This window comes from Paraclostridium dentum (genome assembly GCF_012922555.1).
Taxonomy (GTDB): domain Bacteria; phylum Bacillota; class Clostridia; order Peptostreptococcales; family Peptostreptococcaceae; genus Paraclostridium; species Paraclostridium dentum.
Genome location: NZ_WIPK01000013.1, coordinates 1 through 17,135, shown reverse-complemented (window position 1 = coordinate 17,135; position 17,135 = coordinate 1). Strand labels below are relative to the sequence as shown.

The following is a 17,135-nucleotide window of genomic DNA, read 5'->3' as shown; positions in this document are numbered from 1 at the left end:
ACAATAAAAAATTATTGAAATTTAAGGAGGAAACAATCATGGAAACAGCTATATTATTAGCAGGTTCAGCTATAGGAGCAGGTATCGCAGTTGCAACAGGTATAGGAGCAGGAATAGGACAAGGATTCGCAGCAGGTAAAGCTGCAGAGGCAGTTGGAAATCAACCAGAAGCTAAAGGTGATATAACTCAAACAATGTTACTTGGAGCTGCAGTTGCAGAGTCTTCAGCAATATATGGTTTAGTTGTAGCTATAATACTTCTATTCGCTAATCCATTCATATCAAAATTATAAGAATTAAAGTTTAAGGCATTATAAATAGGAGGTGGGGAACCATCTCCTAATTACGAATTGTGATTAGTAGAAAGGAGGAATAAGGATGGAATTAAAACCACTAATTGGGTTAACATATGAATTACTATTCCAATTAATAAATACATTCTTAGTGTTTGTTATTTTAAAGAAACTTTTATTTAAACCTGTTTTAGGAATAATAGAAGCGAGAGAAAAAGATATTCAAACAAACTTAGCTCAAGGAGAGAAATCTAAATCTGAGGGTGAAAAGTTCAAAAAAGAATTCGAAGAAAAATTAAGTTCTGCTAAAGAGCAAGGGCAAGAAATAATAAAACAAGCAACTGTAAGAGCAGAACAAAAATCAGAGGAAATAATATCTACAGCTAAAAATGAAGCTACAAGCATAAAAGAAAAAGCTAGTAAAGATATAGTACAAGAAAGACAAAAAGTTATGAATGAAGTTAAGGATGACATATCTTCAATAGCTTTACTTGCAGCATCTAAGGTTATAGAAAGTGACCTAGATAAGTCTAAGCATGAAAAGCTAATAAATGACTTTATAAAAGAGGTAGGCGAAGCTCAATGATAAATATAGTTGCAAGCAGATACGCTGAAGCCTTATTCCAAGTTGGAGAAGACTCTAAGTCGACTGAAAAACTATATAATGAGCTAAAGGCTGTAGTAGATATAATAAATGAAAATAAAGAGTTTGCAAATATATTAAAATCTCCAATAGTATCAAAGGACGATAAAAAAGATTTAATATCTAATATATTTGGATCTCAATTAAATAAAGAAATGTTAAATTTCATGAAAATATTAGCTGATAAAGATAGATTATCTTTAATAACTGGTATAGCAGAAGCTTTTAAAGCTTTATTAAATGATAAAAACAATATATTAGAAGGAGTTGCTATAACAGCAGTTCCTATGGAAAGTGAAGAACTTGAAGGACTTCAAGCTAAACTTTCAACTAAATATAACAAAACAGTTATTTTAAAAAATGAAGTAGATGAGTCTGTATTAGGTGGAGTCCTAGTTAGACTTGGAAACGAAGAGATAGATGGAACAGTTAAAAATCGTTTAGATAAGATGAAGGAACAACTATCTCAAGTAATATCTTAGGAGGGCGGTGAACCCATGAATTTAAAACCAGAAGAAATAAGTGCTATAATAAAAGAGCAAATAAAGAATTACGAAAATAAAGTAGAGTTAACAGATACAGGAAGTGTTTTAAAAGTTGGGGACGGTATAGCTAGTGTTTACGGATTAGAAAAAGCTATGGCTGGTGAGTTATTAGAGTTCCCAGGTAAAGTATACGGAATGGCTCTTAACCTTGAAGAAGAAATGGTTGGGGCAGTTATGCTAGGAGATGACTCTGGAATAAAAGAAGGAGACATCGTAAAAAGAACTGGTAATATAGTTCAAGTTCCAGTTGGAGACGAAATGATAGGTAGAGTTGTAAACTCATTAGGTCAACCAGTTGATGGAAAAGGACCTATAAATGCAACTAAATTCAGACCAGTTGAATCTGAAGCTACAGGAATAATGGCTAGAAAATCTGTTCATGAGCCATTACAAACAGGTATAAAAGCTATAGATGCCATGATACCAATAGGTAAAGGGCAAAGAGAGCTTGTTATCGGAGATAGACAAACAGGTAAAACATCTATATGTGTAGATACAATACTTAACCAAAAAGGTAAAGATGTTATATGTATATATGTTGCAATAGGACAAAAACGTTCTACTGTTTCTCAAGTTGTTAGTACATTAGAAAAAGGTGGAGCAATGGATTATACAATAGTAGTTTCTGCTACTGCATCTGAATCTGCACCACTTCAATTCTTAGCTCCATATGCAGGTGTTGCTATGGGTGAAGAATTCATGTTCAATGGAAAACATGTATTAATAGTATATGATGACTTAACTAAGCATGCCGTTGCATACAGAGAAATGTCATTATTACTTAAGAGACCACCAGGACGTGAAGCGTACCCAGGAGACGTATTCTACCTACATTCAAGATTACTTGAAAGAGCAGCTAAGTTATCTGATGAATTAGGAGCAGGATCAATAACTGCATTACCTATAATAGAAACTCAAGGTGGAGACGTTTCTGCTTATATACCAACTAACGTTATATCTATAACAGACGGACAAATATACCTTGTACCAGAATTATTCTACGCAGGAATAAGACCTGCAGTTGACCCTGGTATATCAGTTTCAAGGGTTGGAGGATCTGCACAAATAAAATCAATGAAAAAAGTTGCAGGACCATTAAAACTTCTTTACTCACAATATAAAGAACTTGCTGCATTCTCTCAATTTGGATCTGACTTAGATGAAGATACTAAGAAGAGACTTGCTCAAGGGGAAAGAATAGTTGAGGTTCTTAAACAAGGAGAACATCAACCAATGGAAGTTTCAAATCAAGTTGTAATGGTATTTGCAGTTACAAATAACTTATTAGCAGATATACCTGTAAATAACATAAAGAGATTTGAAGCAGAATTATTAGAATTTATAGATGCTAATTATCCACAAATAGGAGAAAAAATTCTTGCAAATGAAGACTTTGCTCAAGAATTAACGAACGCTATAAACGATTTCAAAAAGAAATTTGTTATAGAAGCGTAATCCTTTTTAAAAAAAGGAGGTAACTCAATTGGCAGGAGCTGGAATGAAGGAAATCAAAACTCGTATTGCCAGTGTTGAAAATACGAAACAAATAACTAAAGCAATGGAATTAGTTTCTTCTTCTAAATTTAGAAGAGCTAAGGAAAAAGCTGAAAGTTCTAAAGCGTATTTTAACACTTTAAAAGAAGCTGTAGAGAATATAGCTAAGAGTACGAGCGGAGTTAAAAGTGAATTTCTTAAACAAAGAGAAGTTAAAAATAGATGTTATGTAGTAATAGCAGGAGACAGAGGACTTGCAGGTGGATACAATGCAAATGTATTTAAATCATTAGTTGCTGAAACTCAAGGCTCTAAAAATGTTAAAGTTGTTACTATAGGAAAAAAAGCAAAAGAATTTGTTAGCAAAAGAGACTTTGAAGTAATAGGATCAATACCTTCTGTTGAAAATGCTAACTATGAAGATATAATGAATATATCAAAAACTGTAATGGATTCGTATCAAAACGGAGACATAGACGAAGTTAAATTAATATATACAGAGTTCGTTTCTGCATTAAGTCAAGAGCCAAGATTAGTTAAGCTTTTACCAATAAGTATAGAAGCTGACAAAGGTGAAGAGAAGAAGCAAAGTGGAGCGGCAGTTCAATACTTACCTTCTGCAGACGCTGTGCTTGGATTTATAGTTCCTAAGTATGTATCAGGAATGATATACGGAGGATTAGCTGAGTCTTACGCTTCAGAGCAAGCTGCAAGAAGAACAGCTATGGAATCAGCAACAGACAATGCAAATGAAATGATATCTAATTTAGAATTACAATACAATAGAGCAAGACAAGCTGCAGTTACTCAAGAAATATCTGAGATAGTTGCAGGAGCTTCTTCAGCTCAATAAATAAGGAGGTTAGGACATGGCAAACATAGGTAAAATAGTTCAGGTTATCGGGCCAGTTGTTGACGTAAAGTTCAATGATGAAAAAAGCTTACCTAATCTATTAAATGCATTAGAGATAAAGCACGGAGATAAAAAAATAGTTGTAGAGGTTGCACAACATGTTGGTGATGATACTGTAAGATGTATATCAATGAGTTCAACTGATGGACTAGTAAGAGGTATGGAAGTTGTTGATACAGGAGCTGCTATAAGTGTTCCTGTAGGAGAAGAAACTTTAGGAAGAATATTCAATGTATTAGGTGAGCCAGTTGATGGTAAAGAAGCTCCAAAAGATGCTCCTAAAAACCCTATACATAGAGAAGCGCCAGCATTCGATGAATTAAACCCAGGAGCTGAGATACTAGAGACTGGTATAAAAGTTGTTGACTTACTAGCACCATACTTAAAAGGTGGTAAGATAGGTCTATTCGGAGGAGCTGGAGTTGGTAAAACAGTTCTTATACAAGAGCTTATCAACAATATAGCTACTCAACACGGTGGTATATCAGTATTCGCAGGTGTTGGAGAGAGAACAAGAGAAGGTAACGACTTATTCCATGAGATGAGCGATACAGGAGTTATAAATAAAACAGCTCTAGTATTCGGACAAATGAATGAACCGCCTGGAGCAAGAATGAGAGTTGCTTTAACTGGTCTTACAATGGCTGAATACTTCAGGGATCAACAAGGGCAAGATGTTTTATTATTCGTAGATAATATATTCCGTTTCACTCAAGCAGGATCTGAGGTTTCTGCACTTCTTGGACGTACTCCATCAGCAGTTGGATACCAACCAACATTAGCAACAGAGATGGGTAGATTACAAGAGAGAATAACATCTACAAATAAAGGGTCTATAACATCAGTTCAGGCTGTATATGTACCTGCCGATGACTTAACTGACCCAGCACCAGCTACAACATTCACTCACTTAGATGCTAAAACAGTTTTATCTAGACAAAAAGCTTCTCTAGGTATATTCCCAGCTGTTGACCCATTAGAGTCTACATCTAGAGTTCTTGACCCAGCTATAGTTGGTAAAGAACATTACGAGATAGCAGTATCAGTTCAATCTATACTTCAAAAGTATAAAGAACTTCAAGATATAATAGCTATACTTGGTATGGATGAATTATCTGATGAAGATAAGATAACTGTTAACAGAGCTAGAAAGATAGAGAGATTCTTATCTCAACCATTCTTCGTTGGTGAGCAGTTCACAGGAATACCAGGTAAATATGTACCTGTTAAAGAAACTGTAAGAAGTTTCAAAGAAATATTAGAAGGTAAGCATGATAACTTACCAGAATCAGCTTTCTTATTCGTAGGAAGTATAGAAGAGGCAGTTGAAAAAGCGAAGGAGAGTAGATAATAATGGCAAGCGAATTTGCGGTTAAAATTGTTACTCCTGAAAAAGTCTTCTATGAAGGTCAAACAGAGATGATAATAGTGAGAACTACTGAAGGAGATAGAGGTATATTAAAAAACCACAGACCTTTAGTTGCAGGATTATCAGATGGAACTCTACGTCTAAAAAGAGAAGGTAAATTTAAAGAAGCAAAAATATCTGGGGGATTCGTTCAAGTTGAAAAAGAGCAAGCTGTTATTTTAACTGAATCTGCAGAATGGTTATAGAAAAAAGGCTAGAGTTTAACTCTAGCCTTTTTATTTTTTTATAACTAAGTAAATTTATAACCACTATTCACTTAAATTTAAATACTTGTGGAACTATTAAAATAAATTTCTCTATAGTAATATAAAAATAGATTTGTAAATAAAATTTAGTATAAACAATTGAATAGATTTGAATTTAAGTCACAAAATAGTAATATATACATAAATTTGGAGGTATCCATGAATATATTGGGTATAGGTATAGATATAGTAGAAATAGAAAGAATAGAAAACATATTAAAAAATAAAAAAAGATTTTTAAATAAAATATTCACTGATGAAGAGATAGAGTATTTTGAATCAAAAAAATTTAGATCTGAAACTATAGCTGGAAATTTTTCTGCAAAAGAAGCCATAAGTAAAGCTTTTGGAACAGGCATTAAAAATTTTAATTTTGATGACATAGAGGTTTTAAGAGATAAAAATGGAAAGCCTATAGTTAAAACTTATAATAATTTAAGACAAATGTGCATAGATTATAATGTTTTAGAAATACAAGTATCTATATCTCATAGTGAAAATTATGCTGTAGCTAATGCTATGGTAATAGTTAAGGAGTGATAAGATGAAAACTAAAAAAGCGAAAGATATAATGACTACTAATGTAAAGGTAGCAAGAGAAACTGATAATATACAGGATATAGCTAACATTCTTATAACTGAGAAAATAGGTGGAGTGCCTGTAGTGGATAAAGATAATAAAGTTGTAGGTATTATCTCAGAAACAGATATAATGAAAAAAGAAAAATACGTAGATCCTCCAGAGTACATAACATTTTTACAGGGGTTAATATGTATTAATGATTTTAAAAAGATAGAACATGACATAAAAGATATAGCAGCTACTAAAGTCAAAGACTTAATGTCTGAAGATGTAATAAAAGTTTATGAGAATGATACATTTGATGATATTGCAAACATAATGATAAAAAAATCAGTAAACAGAGTTCCTGTAGTTGATGAAAATGACAAAATAAAAGGAATAATTTGTAGATACGATATAATAAAATCTATGTATGAAGAATAGATTTTAAATTAGGAGGTATTGTGTGAAACGAAAGTGGACGTTATTTTTGATTTTAGTTATAAGCTTTACGACTATATTTATAGGTTGTGAAAAAAGCAAGTCCACAAAAGAAGAGGTATACAAAAACTTTCAAAATGACATATCGAAGATGAAGTACTATAAGTGTAAAGCAGATATAGAAGTTATAGGAAATAAAAAATCTCATAAATACTCTTTTTTACATGAATATAATGGTCCTGGTAACTTTAAATTAGTTGCCTTACAGCCTAAGCATCTTAAGGGTAAGACTATAGAATACAAACAAGATAAGATAATTGTAACTAACCCAGAGGTAGAAGATAAATTGATTTTACCTAATGTAGGAAAAGATAGTCAGCATTTATTTGTTGGAGATTTTGTAGAGAATTATCTACAAGGGGAAGATGTAGAGATTGGAATGAAGAATGGGTATTTAATGCTTACAGTATCAATACCTGGGAACACTAAATATTTCAACAAGCAGATACTTTATATAGACTCAAAAGAAAATTATCCTGCTAAATTAGAAATATTAGATCAGGAAGGGAATACCAGATTTATAGTCAATTATTCTGATTTTAAGTACAAGAAATAGCAAGGAGATAGACAATGAAGATAAATATAACAGCTCCTACATGGGCGGAGATAAATCTAGATAATATAAGTAATAATTTAAAAAATATAAAAAAAATATTAAAAGAAGATACTAAAATTTGTGGAGTGGTTAAGGCTAATGCATATAGTCATGGGGCAGTGCAGATATCAAAGTTTTTAGAAAGAGAAAATGTAGATTATTTAGCAGTATCTAGGCTTGAAGAAGGTCTAGAACTTAGACAAAATGATATAGGATTACCTATATTATGTTTAGGATATATACCAAATCAATCTTTAGAAGAAGCTATAATTAATGACATCAGTTTAACTATATTTTCATATGAAACTGCATTTTTAGCAAATAAAATCGCAAAAAAACATAACAAAAAAGCTAAAATTCATATAAAAATAGATACAGGAATGAGTAGGATAGGATTTCAAGTAAATGATGAATCTATAACTGAAATAATTAGAATTAATCAACTTGAAAATATTTTTATAGAGGGCATATATACACATTTTGCTACGGCTGATGAAAGAAATAAAGAATACACTTATGGTCAAGTTTATAAATTTAACTTAGTAATTGAAAAATTACAAGCTGCAGACATTGATATTCCTATAAAACATGTTTCTAATAGTGCAGCAACTATGGAATGTAAAGATTTAAATTTTAATATGGTTAGATGTGGAATTATACTTTATGGACATTATCCTTCTGATGATGTTAATAAAGATATAATTGATTTAAAACCTGCTATGACATTGAAAACTAGGGTTTCTCATATAAAGGAAGTTGATGAGAATATAGGTATAAGTTATGGTCTTAAATATGTAACTAAATCTAAAGAAAGAATAGTTACGGTACCTATTGGATATGCTGATGGATTTACAAGAATGCAAAAAAATCCTAAGGCTTATATACAAGGATTAGAGTTTGATGTTGTAGGAACTATATGTATGGATCAATGTATGATAAAAATAGATAAAGATATAGACATAAAAATTGACGATGAGGTTATAATATTTTCTGAGAGCGAAAATCAGAGTGTAGAAAAAATAGCTAAAGACTTAGGAACAATAAATTATGAAGTCTTATGTATGATTTCTAGACGAGTTGAACGTGTTTATATGGAAAGAAATGCAATTGTACAAAAAGATAATTATTTGGTAAAATAAAGATGATAGTATTACCCCCTAGGAGGCGATTTTGTGCACAATATGAGCAAAGAGAAAATTGTGTTTACTCTACCTGACTCTTTGATTTCTGAAGTTGATCATATAGTACAGATAGAGAACTCTAACAGAGAAGATTTTGCAAAAGCTGCTTTTCAATTCTACATTACACAAAAGAAAAAATTTGACTTAAAAGAATCCATGATTAAGGGTTATAAAGAAATGGGTCAAATAAATTTAACTTTAGCCGAGCTAGGAATGACAAATGAGGTATCTTCTGATGATAACCTTGAAGGGACTATAGCTCAAGGTGAGTTCTAACAATTTAGATATAAAACGCGGACATTTATTTTATGCCGATTTAAGCCCTGTAGTTGGATCTGAACAAGGTGGAATAAGACCAGTTCTAATCATTCAAAATGACATAGGAAACAAGTATAGTCCAACTGTTATTGTTGCGGCCATAACTTCGCAAATTAACAAGGCTAAATTACCAACTCATATTGAAATTAGTTCGAATGAGTATGGGCTTAATAAAGATTCCGTTATTCTCTTAGAGCAAATAAGAACTATAGATAAAAAGCGTTTAAGAGAAAAAATAGGTTATCTAGATGAATGTATGATGGAAAAAGTGAATAATAGTCTGCTTATAAGTTTGGGATTATTTCAAATTTAATTTAAATTATTGGTGTATTGAAAGAGTATATCAATAATTTTTTTTGGATTTTTAAGCAAAAAAAACGCAAAAAGTGATATAATAATATGGAATTAGTATGGTACAATTGCAAAGTACATATATAGAGTCAGTAGTTTTACTCACAAAACAAGGAGGTAATTACATGAGAGACCATAAAGTATTAAATGGAATTGCACGTAATATAAGAAGAGATATAGTTACCATGATACATAGTTCTAAATCTGGACATCCAGGAGGATCATTATCTGCAGTTGAAATATTAACATCACTTTATTTTGATGAAATGAATGTAGATTCTAGAAATCCAAAGATGGAAGATAGAGATAGATTTGTACTATCAAAAGGACACGCAGCTCCAGTTTTATATTCTACATTAGCTGAGAAGGGTTATTTTGATAAATCAGAATTAAACTCATTAAGAAAAATAGGAGCAATGTTACAAGGTCATCCAGATATGAAGGGAATACCAGGGGTTGAAATGTCAACAGGTTCTTTAGGACAAGGTTTTTCAGTAGCATGTGGTATGGCAATGGCATCTAAATTAGATAATGCGCCATGGAGAGTATACACATTACTTGGGGATGGAGAAATACAAGAAGGTATAGTTTGGGAAGCAGCAATGAGTGCAGCTCACTATAAATTAGATAATTTAGTAGCATTTTTAGATTACAATGGATTACAAATTGACGGAGAAGTTGAAAAAGTTATGAATGTAGGTCCTGCAATGGATAAATTCAAAAGCTTTGGATGGAACGTTATTGAAATAGATGGACATGATTTTGATCAAATATTCGCAGCTCTTGATATGGCTAAAGAAACAGTAGGGAAACCTACAATGATAATAGCTAAAACTGTTAAGGGTAAAGGTGTTTCTTTTATGGAAAATAATGCTGGATGGCATGGAACAGCACCTAGTGATAGCGATTTAGAAAAAGCATTACAAGAATTAGGAGGTTCGGATAATGAGTAGTATAGCAACTAGAGAAGCATATGGAAAAGCCTTAGTTAAATTAGGTCAAGTAAATGATAATGTGGTTGTTTTAGATGCAGATTTATCTAAATCTACAAAAACAAATGACTTTTCAAAAGCATTCCCTGATAGATTTTTCAATATGGGTATAGCGGAACAAAACTTAATAGGTGCAGCTTGTGGATTAGCAGCAGCAGGTAAAATACCTTTTGCAAGTAGTTTTGCTATGTTTGCAACAGGAAGAGGATTTGAAATAATCAGAAACTCTGCATGTTATCCTAAGTTAAATGTAAAAGTATGTGCTACACATGCAGGTATAACTGTAGGAGAAGATGGAGCATCTCACCAAAGTGTAGAAGATATAGCTATAATGAGATCAATACCTAATATGACTGTTATCGTTCCAGCTGATGGAGTTGAAACAGAACAAGTTATATTTGAAATTGCTAAATACAATGGACCAGTATATGTTAGACTTGGAAGATCTGCAGTTCCAACTTTATTTGATGAGAACTACAAGTTTGAAATTGGTAAAGGTGTAGTAGTAAGAGAAGGTAATGACGCTACTATAATAGCTTGCGGAATAATGGTTAATGAAGCTGTAATAGCACATGAGCAATTAAAAGAAGAAGGTATAAATGTTAGAGTTATAAATATGCCTACTATAAAGCCTATAGATAAAGAAATAATATTAAATGCAGCTAAAGAAACTAAAGTAATAGTTACAGCTGAGGAACATAATATAATTGGTGGACTAGGATCTGCAGTTAGTGAAGTTGTTAGTGAAGAGTGCCCAGTTATAGTTAAAAAAGTTGGTGTTAAGGATGTATTTGGACAATCAGGAACACCGAAAGAATTATTAGAAGCTTATGGATTAACTTCTAAGGAAATAGTTAAGAGTGTAAAAGAAGCTATAGCTAAAAAATAAATTTATGATTATTGAGCCGCAAATATTAGATATTATATCTAATATTTGCGGCTTTTTATTTTTTAAAAATCTTCTATTATTAAAAACAAGCTCATATATTTATATGGGGGGGTGATTAATTGAAAGTTAAATTTAATATTAGGGGCGTAATCTATGGAATGATAGTTTTAATTCTACTATTAGGAGGTTTTGTATTTGTGCCAAAAATGTTTATGGATGAGTCAAAACCTGTAGATTATATAATGCTCCAAAAAAATGAAATTCCAGAAAAGATTCTTGATATGATGGGTAAATACACAGATGAAGAAAGAGCTCTAGCTGTTAAACTAGATGGCAAGATATATGTAGTTGTGACTAGAGGTAAAGATGCAAATAAGGGAATAGAGATGAACTCTATAAAAATGTTTAAAGAAGAAGATAAAAATGTAATGAAAGTTGAAGTTGTACATAAAAATAAAGAGGAATCACATCCTTACATAGTAGTAGAAACTAACTTAAAAGAACTACCAGATAGAATTGAACTGAATTCAAAAGTAGAAAAATAACAAGAAGTTATAAATAATTAGGCTAAACTAATTATTTATAACTTTTTTTATGTAAAAAATTTTATGTCCAAACCGAATTTTATATTTTATATAAGTAGATTAAAAATATTAGTTTGAATAACATTGTTTATAAGTAAAGTACATTATTTATGTTATATAGGTAAAACTAAATGTAAAAATAAATGCTATGAGGTGAATGAATGTTTAATTCGGATAAGTTTAAATTAGATATTGAAAAATTGAAATGTACTTGTGACTTAGATAATATAGAATTCAAATCTACAGAAGATATAGAACCAGTTAGGGATATAATTGGTCAAGACAGAGCTGTTAAAGCTATAGAATTTGGTCTTAATATGAAACAAAAAGGTTATAACATTTATGTTGCGGGGAGTAGTGGCACAGGAAGAAATAGTTATACGAATATGCTTATAAGCAAAGTTAAGAAAAATAATAAAAATATAAAAGATTGGGCATATGTTTATAATTTTAAGAATAATAACGAACCAATAGCTTTATCTTTTGAATGTGGACAAGGTAAGTTATTTAAAAAAGATATGGAAGATATTATTGAAAAGTTAAAATTAGAGATACCTAAGATTTTTAGTACTAAGGAATATGAATATCATAATAGACTATTGATGACGGAACTTGAAAGTAATATTCAATATATAATAGATAAGCTAAATGGAATTGCAAAACCTAGAGGATTTAAATTTGAAGTAACAGAAAGAGGGTTGATAAGTGTTCCCATAAACTCAGATGGTGATATGCTAGGAGAAGCAGAAATTGGGAACTTAACACCTCAACAGATAAAAGATTTAAGAGAAGAGGGTTTAAAATTAAATCAAGATAGCAAAGAATATATTAATGAAATAAAGCTATGTGAAGATCAATATAAAGAGAAATTGGATGAATTAGATAAAAATGTAGGTAAAAGCTTAGTTGGATTCTATGAGAGATATTTACTAGAAAGATATGGAGAATGTAAAAAAGTTAAAGACTATATAAATGATTTATGCGATGATATTGTGGAAAATATAAGTAAATTTAAGACTTCAGGAGAAGAAAATAATCAAAATCCAATGGCATTATTAGGTTTAATGGGTCCTAAAAGTGATGCTAAGTTTTTTGTTAGATATGGAGTTAATTTACTAATTGATAATAGCGAGTGTACGGAAGGCAAGGTTATAAATGAAAACAATCCTACATATTACAATTTGGCAGGATCGATAGACTATAAAAATGAAATAGGATCATTAACTACTAGTTTTATGGAAATAAAGCCAGGGTCATTACACAAGGCTAATGGAGGATTTATAATAATAAATGCTAAAGATTTATTATCAAGTCCTTTTTCATGGGAATGTCTAAAAAGATCACTTAAGACAGGCAAAATATCAATAGAATCTCTAAATAAGCAGTATGGATACTTAGTTACATCTAATTTAAAACCAGAACCTATTGATTTAGATATAAAGGTGATTTTAATAGGTGACAATTATATTTATAATATATTGTACTCTTATGAGGAAGATTTTAGAAATTTATTTAAAATAATGGCTGACTTTGATGTTGAAATTAATAAAAATAATGAAAACATATATAAAATTATTAAGCTTATATCCAATCAATGTAAAGAATATAACTTAAAACACTTTGATAGAGAAGCAGTGGAAAGAGTTTTAGAATATAGTGTAAGACTTAGTGATGATAAAGAAAAATTGACAGCTAAATTTAATAAAATTGTAGATTTGATTTTTGAATCGGAAGCTCTTAGTAAAGTAGATTCAAAATATGTAACTAAATTAGATGTAGAGAAGGCCATTAATCAAAAAAGATATAGAAATAATAAATATGAAGAAAAGTTAAATGAAATGTTTGAAGATGAAACATTATTAATAGATATAGATGGAGAAAAAGTTGGTCAAATAAATGGACTGGCTGTAATGGGAACAGGTGAATATAGTTTCGGAAAGCCTTCTAAAATAACTGCATCAACATATAAAGGTAGAAGTGGGATTATAAATATAGAAAGAGAGATAAAGCAAAGTGGAAGTATACATGATAAAGGTGTTTTAATATTAACGGGATACTTAGGAGAAAGATATGGTAAGGAAAAACCTTTATCTATATCAACATCTATAACTTTTGAACAAAATTATTGTGGTGTAGATGGAGATAGTGCATCTAGTACTGAATTATATGCGGTAATATCTAGTATATCTAAAATACCAATTAAACAGAATATAGCAGTAACTGGATCTGTAAGCCAAAAAGGCGAAATTCAGCCTATAGGAGGAATAAATGAAAAAATAGAAGGATTTTTTGATGTCTGTAAGATAAAAGGTTTAAATGGAAAACAAGGTGTAATGATGCCTATACAAAATGTTAAAAATTTAATGTTAAAAGATGAAGTGGTAGAAGCTGTAAAAAATGGACAGTTTAGTATATATGCAATATCCAATATAGAAGAAGGACTAGGAATTCTTACAGGACTTACTATAGAAGAAATAGATAAAAAAGTTATAGAGCAATTAAATATATATAGAAAAAATGATGATGATAAAAAAGATAAATAGTTATTAAATAGAGTAAAGATAATACTTTACTCTATTTGATATTTTTATTTTAAAATTCTTTCTTCTGTTACAATGTAATTTAGTTGGGCATCATGACTTTCTTTTGGTATAGAATTAAAAATTTGAAATTCAAAAGCTATTCCTATGGTTATACTATCAGGTCTCAGTTTTTCTATAAATCTATCATAGAAGCCACCTCCATAGCCTAATCTAAATTTATTTATATCAAAGGCAACTGCAGGTACTATTAAAACATCTATTGATTCGATATCTGTTACTCTTATAAACTCTTTTTTAGGTTCCCTTATGCCATAGGTTCCTATTGAAACTTCTGTATTTATATTTTTGATTTGTGAAGGTACAAGGGTTTTGTTTTCTTTTATGGTAATAGGTACTAATACTTTTTTACCTAAAGAAATTAATGAGTTTACTAGGCTATCAGTTTTTACTTCGTTATTAAAGTCTAAGTAAATCATTATAGTAGAGGCTTCTTTTACATCCTCTAATGATAAAATTATATCGGAAATTTTTTTAGATTTGTAAATTATAGATTGAGGAGATTGTTTTTTTCTAAGTTCTATAACTTTTTTTCTAAAATCTTTTTTCAATTTAAATCACCTTTCTTTAATGTGGTATAATATGGTATAAAAACTTCCTAATAAGGAGTTTAGTATTAAAATACGATAACATCAACTGAAAGACATGCAGTAATAAAAATAATATGAAGGCATATAATAATATAGTATATTATGTAAAAGGAGATGCATAAAATGATATCCAAAAAAAGGGCTATAATATACTCTGTTATAATTGTAATCGCTACGGCATTAATAACATCTCAAGTAGTAGGTTTCAAGTATAAGGGGTATGATAAAATTGCTGGTTTAAAAAGAACGATAGATAAAGATTTTTATAAGGACCCTGATAATGAAAAATTGATGACAGGATCTATAAAAGGGATGTTTGAAAGCTTGGATGATCCATACTCACAATACTACACAAAAGAAGAGTTTAAAAAGTTACAAGAACAAACATCAGGTAGTTATGTAGGAATAGGGGTAGTTATAGGTCCAACATCTGATGATGAATTAATAACTGTTGTATCTCCTATAGAAGGATCTCCTGCTGAAAAAAGTGGAATAAAATCAGGAGATAAAATAATTAAAGTTAATGGAAAAGAAGTTACTTCTAAAGATATGGATAAGGCAATGAGTCTTATAAAAGGAAAAGCAGGAACAGATGTTAAGTTAACTATAAAAAGAGGTAGTGAAGTATTAGATATAAATGTTAAAAGAGAAGAAATAGTAATGAAAACTATAGATTCTAAAGTTTTAGAAAATAATATTGGATACATAAAAATTTCGTCATTTGATGAACATACTTATGATGACTTTAAAAAGGCTCTAGATAGTTTAAATAAAAAAGGCATAAAAGGTCTAGTGTTAGATTTACGAGATAATCCAGGAGGATTATTAAATATATGTGATGATATAGCAGATGAAATATTACCTGAGGGAGATACTATAGTGTCTGTTAAAGATAATAGCGGGAAAGCTAAGTATTTAAAATCTGATAATAATAGAGAATTAGATTTACCGATAGCTTTACTTATAAACGGAGGTAGTGCATCTGCATCTGAAATACTTACAGGAGCTATAGTTGATAACAATAGAGGAATAGCTATAGGAACAACTACATTTGGTAAAGGATTAGTTCAAACTGTAAGAGGTTTAAATGATGGAACAGGTTATAAACTTACTACAGCTCAATATTATACTCCGAGTGGAGACTATATAAATAAAAAGGGAATAAAGCCTAAAATAGAAGAAAAAGATGAAAATAAGCAACTTCAAGCTGCTATAGATTGGATGAATAATCAAATAAATAAATAAAATTAAAAGGACTGAGGCAAATTAATTCACTTTATGTGAAATTAGATTGCCTCAGTCCTTTATTGTTACAAATTATGAATTTATAGTTATTGAATAAGAAGCTTCGAAAGTTTTATTTGGAGATAATTGATTTATTCCTAATTTGTTTTTGAAAATTTTATTAGAATCTAAACAGTCGGCTATTCCAAACCAAGGTTCTATACATACAAAAGGTGCTATTGTATTATTTTCTGTGTTATAAGGAGACCAAACTCCAACAAATGGAAAATTATGAAACTTTACATTTATAGATGTAGAACTATTTTTAGATGATATAGTAATTTCATCTACATTATCATATATTAAAGCATCATTTTTAAAAATTTCTGGATGTAATTTAATTGATTTTAAATTATCGACTTTTGATTTTTTACAAACAAAAGGTCCTTGTAATAAATAGTTAGATACTTCATCTCTAGTTTTAAAGTTTAAGTAGTAATTGTCAATAGTAGTATCTTTATCAAATGGAACATTAAAAGCTGGATGAGCGCCTATTGAAAAAAATATATCACTACAATCTGTATTTATAACTTTCCAGCAAACTTTAATTTCAGTTTCAGTGATTATGTATTTAATGAATAATTCAAAATCATAAGGATAGTACTTTTTAGTTTCGCCAGTAGAAGCTAATTTATATGTTAAAGAGTTTTGATCCTTTTCTATTAAATTAAAATCAAAATCTCGAGCAAATCCGTGTTGATTCATATTGTATGTTTTTTCATCTATAATAGTTTCATTATCTTTTAGTCTTCCTACAATAGGAAATAGAATAGGAGAATGTCTTCCCCAAAACTTTTTATTTCCATTCCATAAAAACTCTTTATTAAGCGTTTTAGAGTATATTCGACTTAGTTCAGCGCCTGTATTTTTAACTTCAATAATTAAATCTTTATTTTCAAGTTTATTCATTTTTAAAACTCCTTTATTTAAATTCTTTTATTCACGTTTTCATTATATAATAAAAAATAATTAAATAAAAAATAAAATAAATAAAAAAAGTATTGACGAAAGATAAAAGAGGTGGTAAAGTATAACTTGTAGAAAAAATGTAAGAACTTTGAAAATTAAACAGTAGGTTAATTATATAAATTCTTTTTTAAAGAATTAAACACAAACAACCAAGCCA

20 protein-coding genes are annotated in these 17,135 nt (G+C 30.0%); 18 read left to right on the top strand and 2 right to left on the bottom strand.

Annotated elements, in window-relative coordinates; translation table 11 throughout:
- The first annotated feature begins 38 nt into the window (after positions 1–38).
- From atpE to GFJ41_RS14815, 17 genes are all read left to right on the top strand, one after another.
- Positions 39–293 (top strand): ATP synthase F0 subunit C, encoded by a 255-nt coding sequence (gene atpE / locus GFJ41_RS14895; protein WP_053832903.1) that lies wholly within the window; start codon positions 39–41, stop codon positions 291–293.
- A gap of 85 nt (positions 294–378) precedes the next feature.
- Positions 379–879 (top strand): F0F1 ATP synthase subunit B, encoded by a 501-nt coding sequence (gene atpF / locus GFJ41_RS14890; protein WP_035118335.1) that lies wholly within the window; start codon positions 379–381, stop codon positions 877–879.
- The gene (locus GFJ41_RS14885; protein WP_170075749.1) at positions 876–1,418 is read left to right on the top strand and encodes a F0F1 ATP synthase subunit delta; all 543 of its coding nucleotides are present in this window, start codon (positions 876–878) and stop codon (positions 1,416–1,418) included. The genes atpF and GFJ41_RS14885 overlap by 4 nt, the downstream gene beginning before the upstream one ends.
- A gap of 15 nt (positions 1,419–1,433) precedes the next feature.
- Positions 1,434–2,936 (top strand): F0F1 ATP synthase subunit alpha, encoded by a 1,503-nt coding sequence (atpA, locus tag GFJ41_RS14880; protein ID WP_021434189.1) that lies wholly within the window; start codon positions 1,434–1,436, stop codon positions 2,934–2,936.
- Between the two features lie 28 nt (positions 2,937–2,964).
- Complete coding sequence (atpG, locus tag GFJ41_RS14875; protein WP_035118330.1) at positions 2,965–3,828, top strand: ATP synthase F1 subunit gamma; 864 nt, start codon at positions 2,965–2,967, stop codon at positions 3,826–3,828.
- Positions 3,829–3,844: 16 nt separating this feature from the next.
- Positions 3,845–5,239 (top strand): F0F1 ATP synthase subunit beta, encoded by a 1,395-nt coding sequence (atpD, locus tag GFJ41_RS14870; RefSeq protein ID WP_021430421.1) that lies wholly within the window; start codon positions 3,845–3,847, stop codon positions 5,237–5,239.
- Positions 5,240–5,241: 2 nt separating this feature from the next.
- Positions 5,242–5,502, top strand: a complete 261-nt coding sequence (gene atpC / locus GFJ41_RS14865) for an ATP synthase F1 subunit epsilon (RefSeq protein WP_021430426.1) — start codon at positions 5,242–5,244, stop codon at positions 5,500–5,502.
- Between the two features lie 219 nt (positions 5,503–5,721).
- Positions 5,722–6,102 (top strand): holo-ACP synthase, encoded by a 381-nt coding sequence (gene acpS / locus GFJ41_RS14860; RefSeq protein WP_170075748.1) that lies wholly within the window; start codon positions 5,722–5,724, stop codon positions 6,100–6,102.
- Between the two features lie 4 nt (positions 6,103–6,106).
- Positions 6,107–6,568, top strand: coding sequence for a CBS domain-containing protein (locus GFJ41_RS14855; RefSeq protein ID WP_021434186.1), 462 nt, complete (start codon positions 6,107–6,109; stop codon positions 6,566–6,568).
- Between the two features lie 22 nt (positions 6,569–6,590).
- Entirely contained in the window at positions 6,591–7,181 is a 591-nt protein-coding gene (gerS, locus tag GFJ41_RS14850; RefSeq protein WP_170075747.1) for a germination lipoprotein GerS, read from the top strand.
- A gap of 14 nt (positions 7,182–7,195) precedes the next feature.
- Entirely contained in the window at positions 7,196–8,359 is a 1,164-nt protein-coding gene (alr, locus tag GFJ41_RS14845; protein WP_170075746.1) for an alanine racemase, read from the top strand.
- 42 nt (positions 8,360–8,401) lie between these two features.
- A complete protein-coding gene (locus tag GFJ41_RS14840) occupies positions 8,402–8,677 on the top strand; it encodes a hypothetical protein (RefSeq protein WP_035118413.1) in 276 nt (91 codons plus the stop codon).
- A complete protein-coding gene (locus GFJ41_RS14835) occupies positions 8,667–9,032 on the top strand; it encodes a type II toxin-antitoxin system PemK/MazF family toxin (protein WP_021430410.1) in 366 nt (121 codons plus the stop codon). Before GFJ41_RS14840 ends, GFJ41_RS14835 begins: the two co-directional genes overlap by 11 nt.
- Positions 9,033–9,195: 163 nt before the next feature.
- Entirely contained in the window at positions 9,196–10,023 is an 828-nt protein-coding gene (locus GFJ41_RS14830; protein WP_053832898.1) for a transketolase, read from the top strand.
- Complete coding sequence (locus tag GFJ41_RS14825) at positions 10,016–10,951, top strand: transketolase family protein (RefSeq protein WP_025161276.1); 936 nt, start codon at positions 10,016–10,018, stop codon at positions 10,949–10,951. The genes GFJ41_RS14830 and GFJ41_RS14825 overlap by 8 nt, the downstream gene beginning before the upstream one ends.
- Positions 10,952–11,070: 119 nt before the next feature.
- On the top strand, positions 11,071–11,496 hold the full coding sequence (locus GFJ41_RS14820; protein WP_025161277.1) for a hypothetical protein: 426 nt from the start codon (positions 11,071–11,073) through the stop codon (positions 11,494–11,496).
- 200 nt (positions 11,497–11,696) lie between these two features.
- Positions 11,697–14,078: a Lon protease family protein gene (locus GFJ41_RS14815; protein ID WP_170075745.1), complete on the top strand. Its 2,382-nt coding sequence runs from the start codon at positions 11,697–11,699 to the stop codon at positions 14,076–14,078.
- A 44-nt stretch (positions 14,079–14,122) separates the two neighbouring features.
- Here GFJ41_RS14815 and GFJ41_RS14810 read toward each other — a convergent pair whose 3' ends face one another.
- Positions 14,123–14,686: a 5-formyltetrahydrofolate cyclo-ligase gene (locus GFJ41_RS14810; RefSeq protein ID WP_170075744.1), complete on the bottom strand. Its 564-nt coding sequence runs from the start codon at positions 14,684–14,686 to the stop codon at positions 14,123–14,125.
- 162 nt (positions 14,687–14,848) lie between these two features.
- Between GFJ41_RS14810 and GFJ41_RS14805 the strand changes: the two genes are divergently transcribed.
- Positions 14,849–15,970, top strand: a complete 1,122-nt coding sequence (locus GFJ41_RS14805; protein WP_170075743.1) for a S41 family peptidase — start codon at positions 14,849–14,851, stop codon at positions 15,968–15,970.
- A gap of 72 nt (positions 15,971–16,042) precedes the next feature.
- On the opposite strand, the gene GFJ41_RS14800 is transcribed toward GFJ41_RS14805, so the two are convergent.
- Positions 16,043–16,918: an aldose 1-epimerase family protein gene (locus GFJ41_RS14800; protein WP_035118309.1), complete on the bottom strand. Its 876-nt coding sequence runs from the start codon at positions 16,916–16,918 to the stop codon at positions 16,043–16,045.
- Between the last annotated feature and the right edge of the window lie 217 nt (positions 16,919–17,135).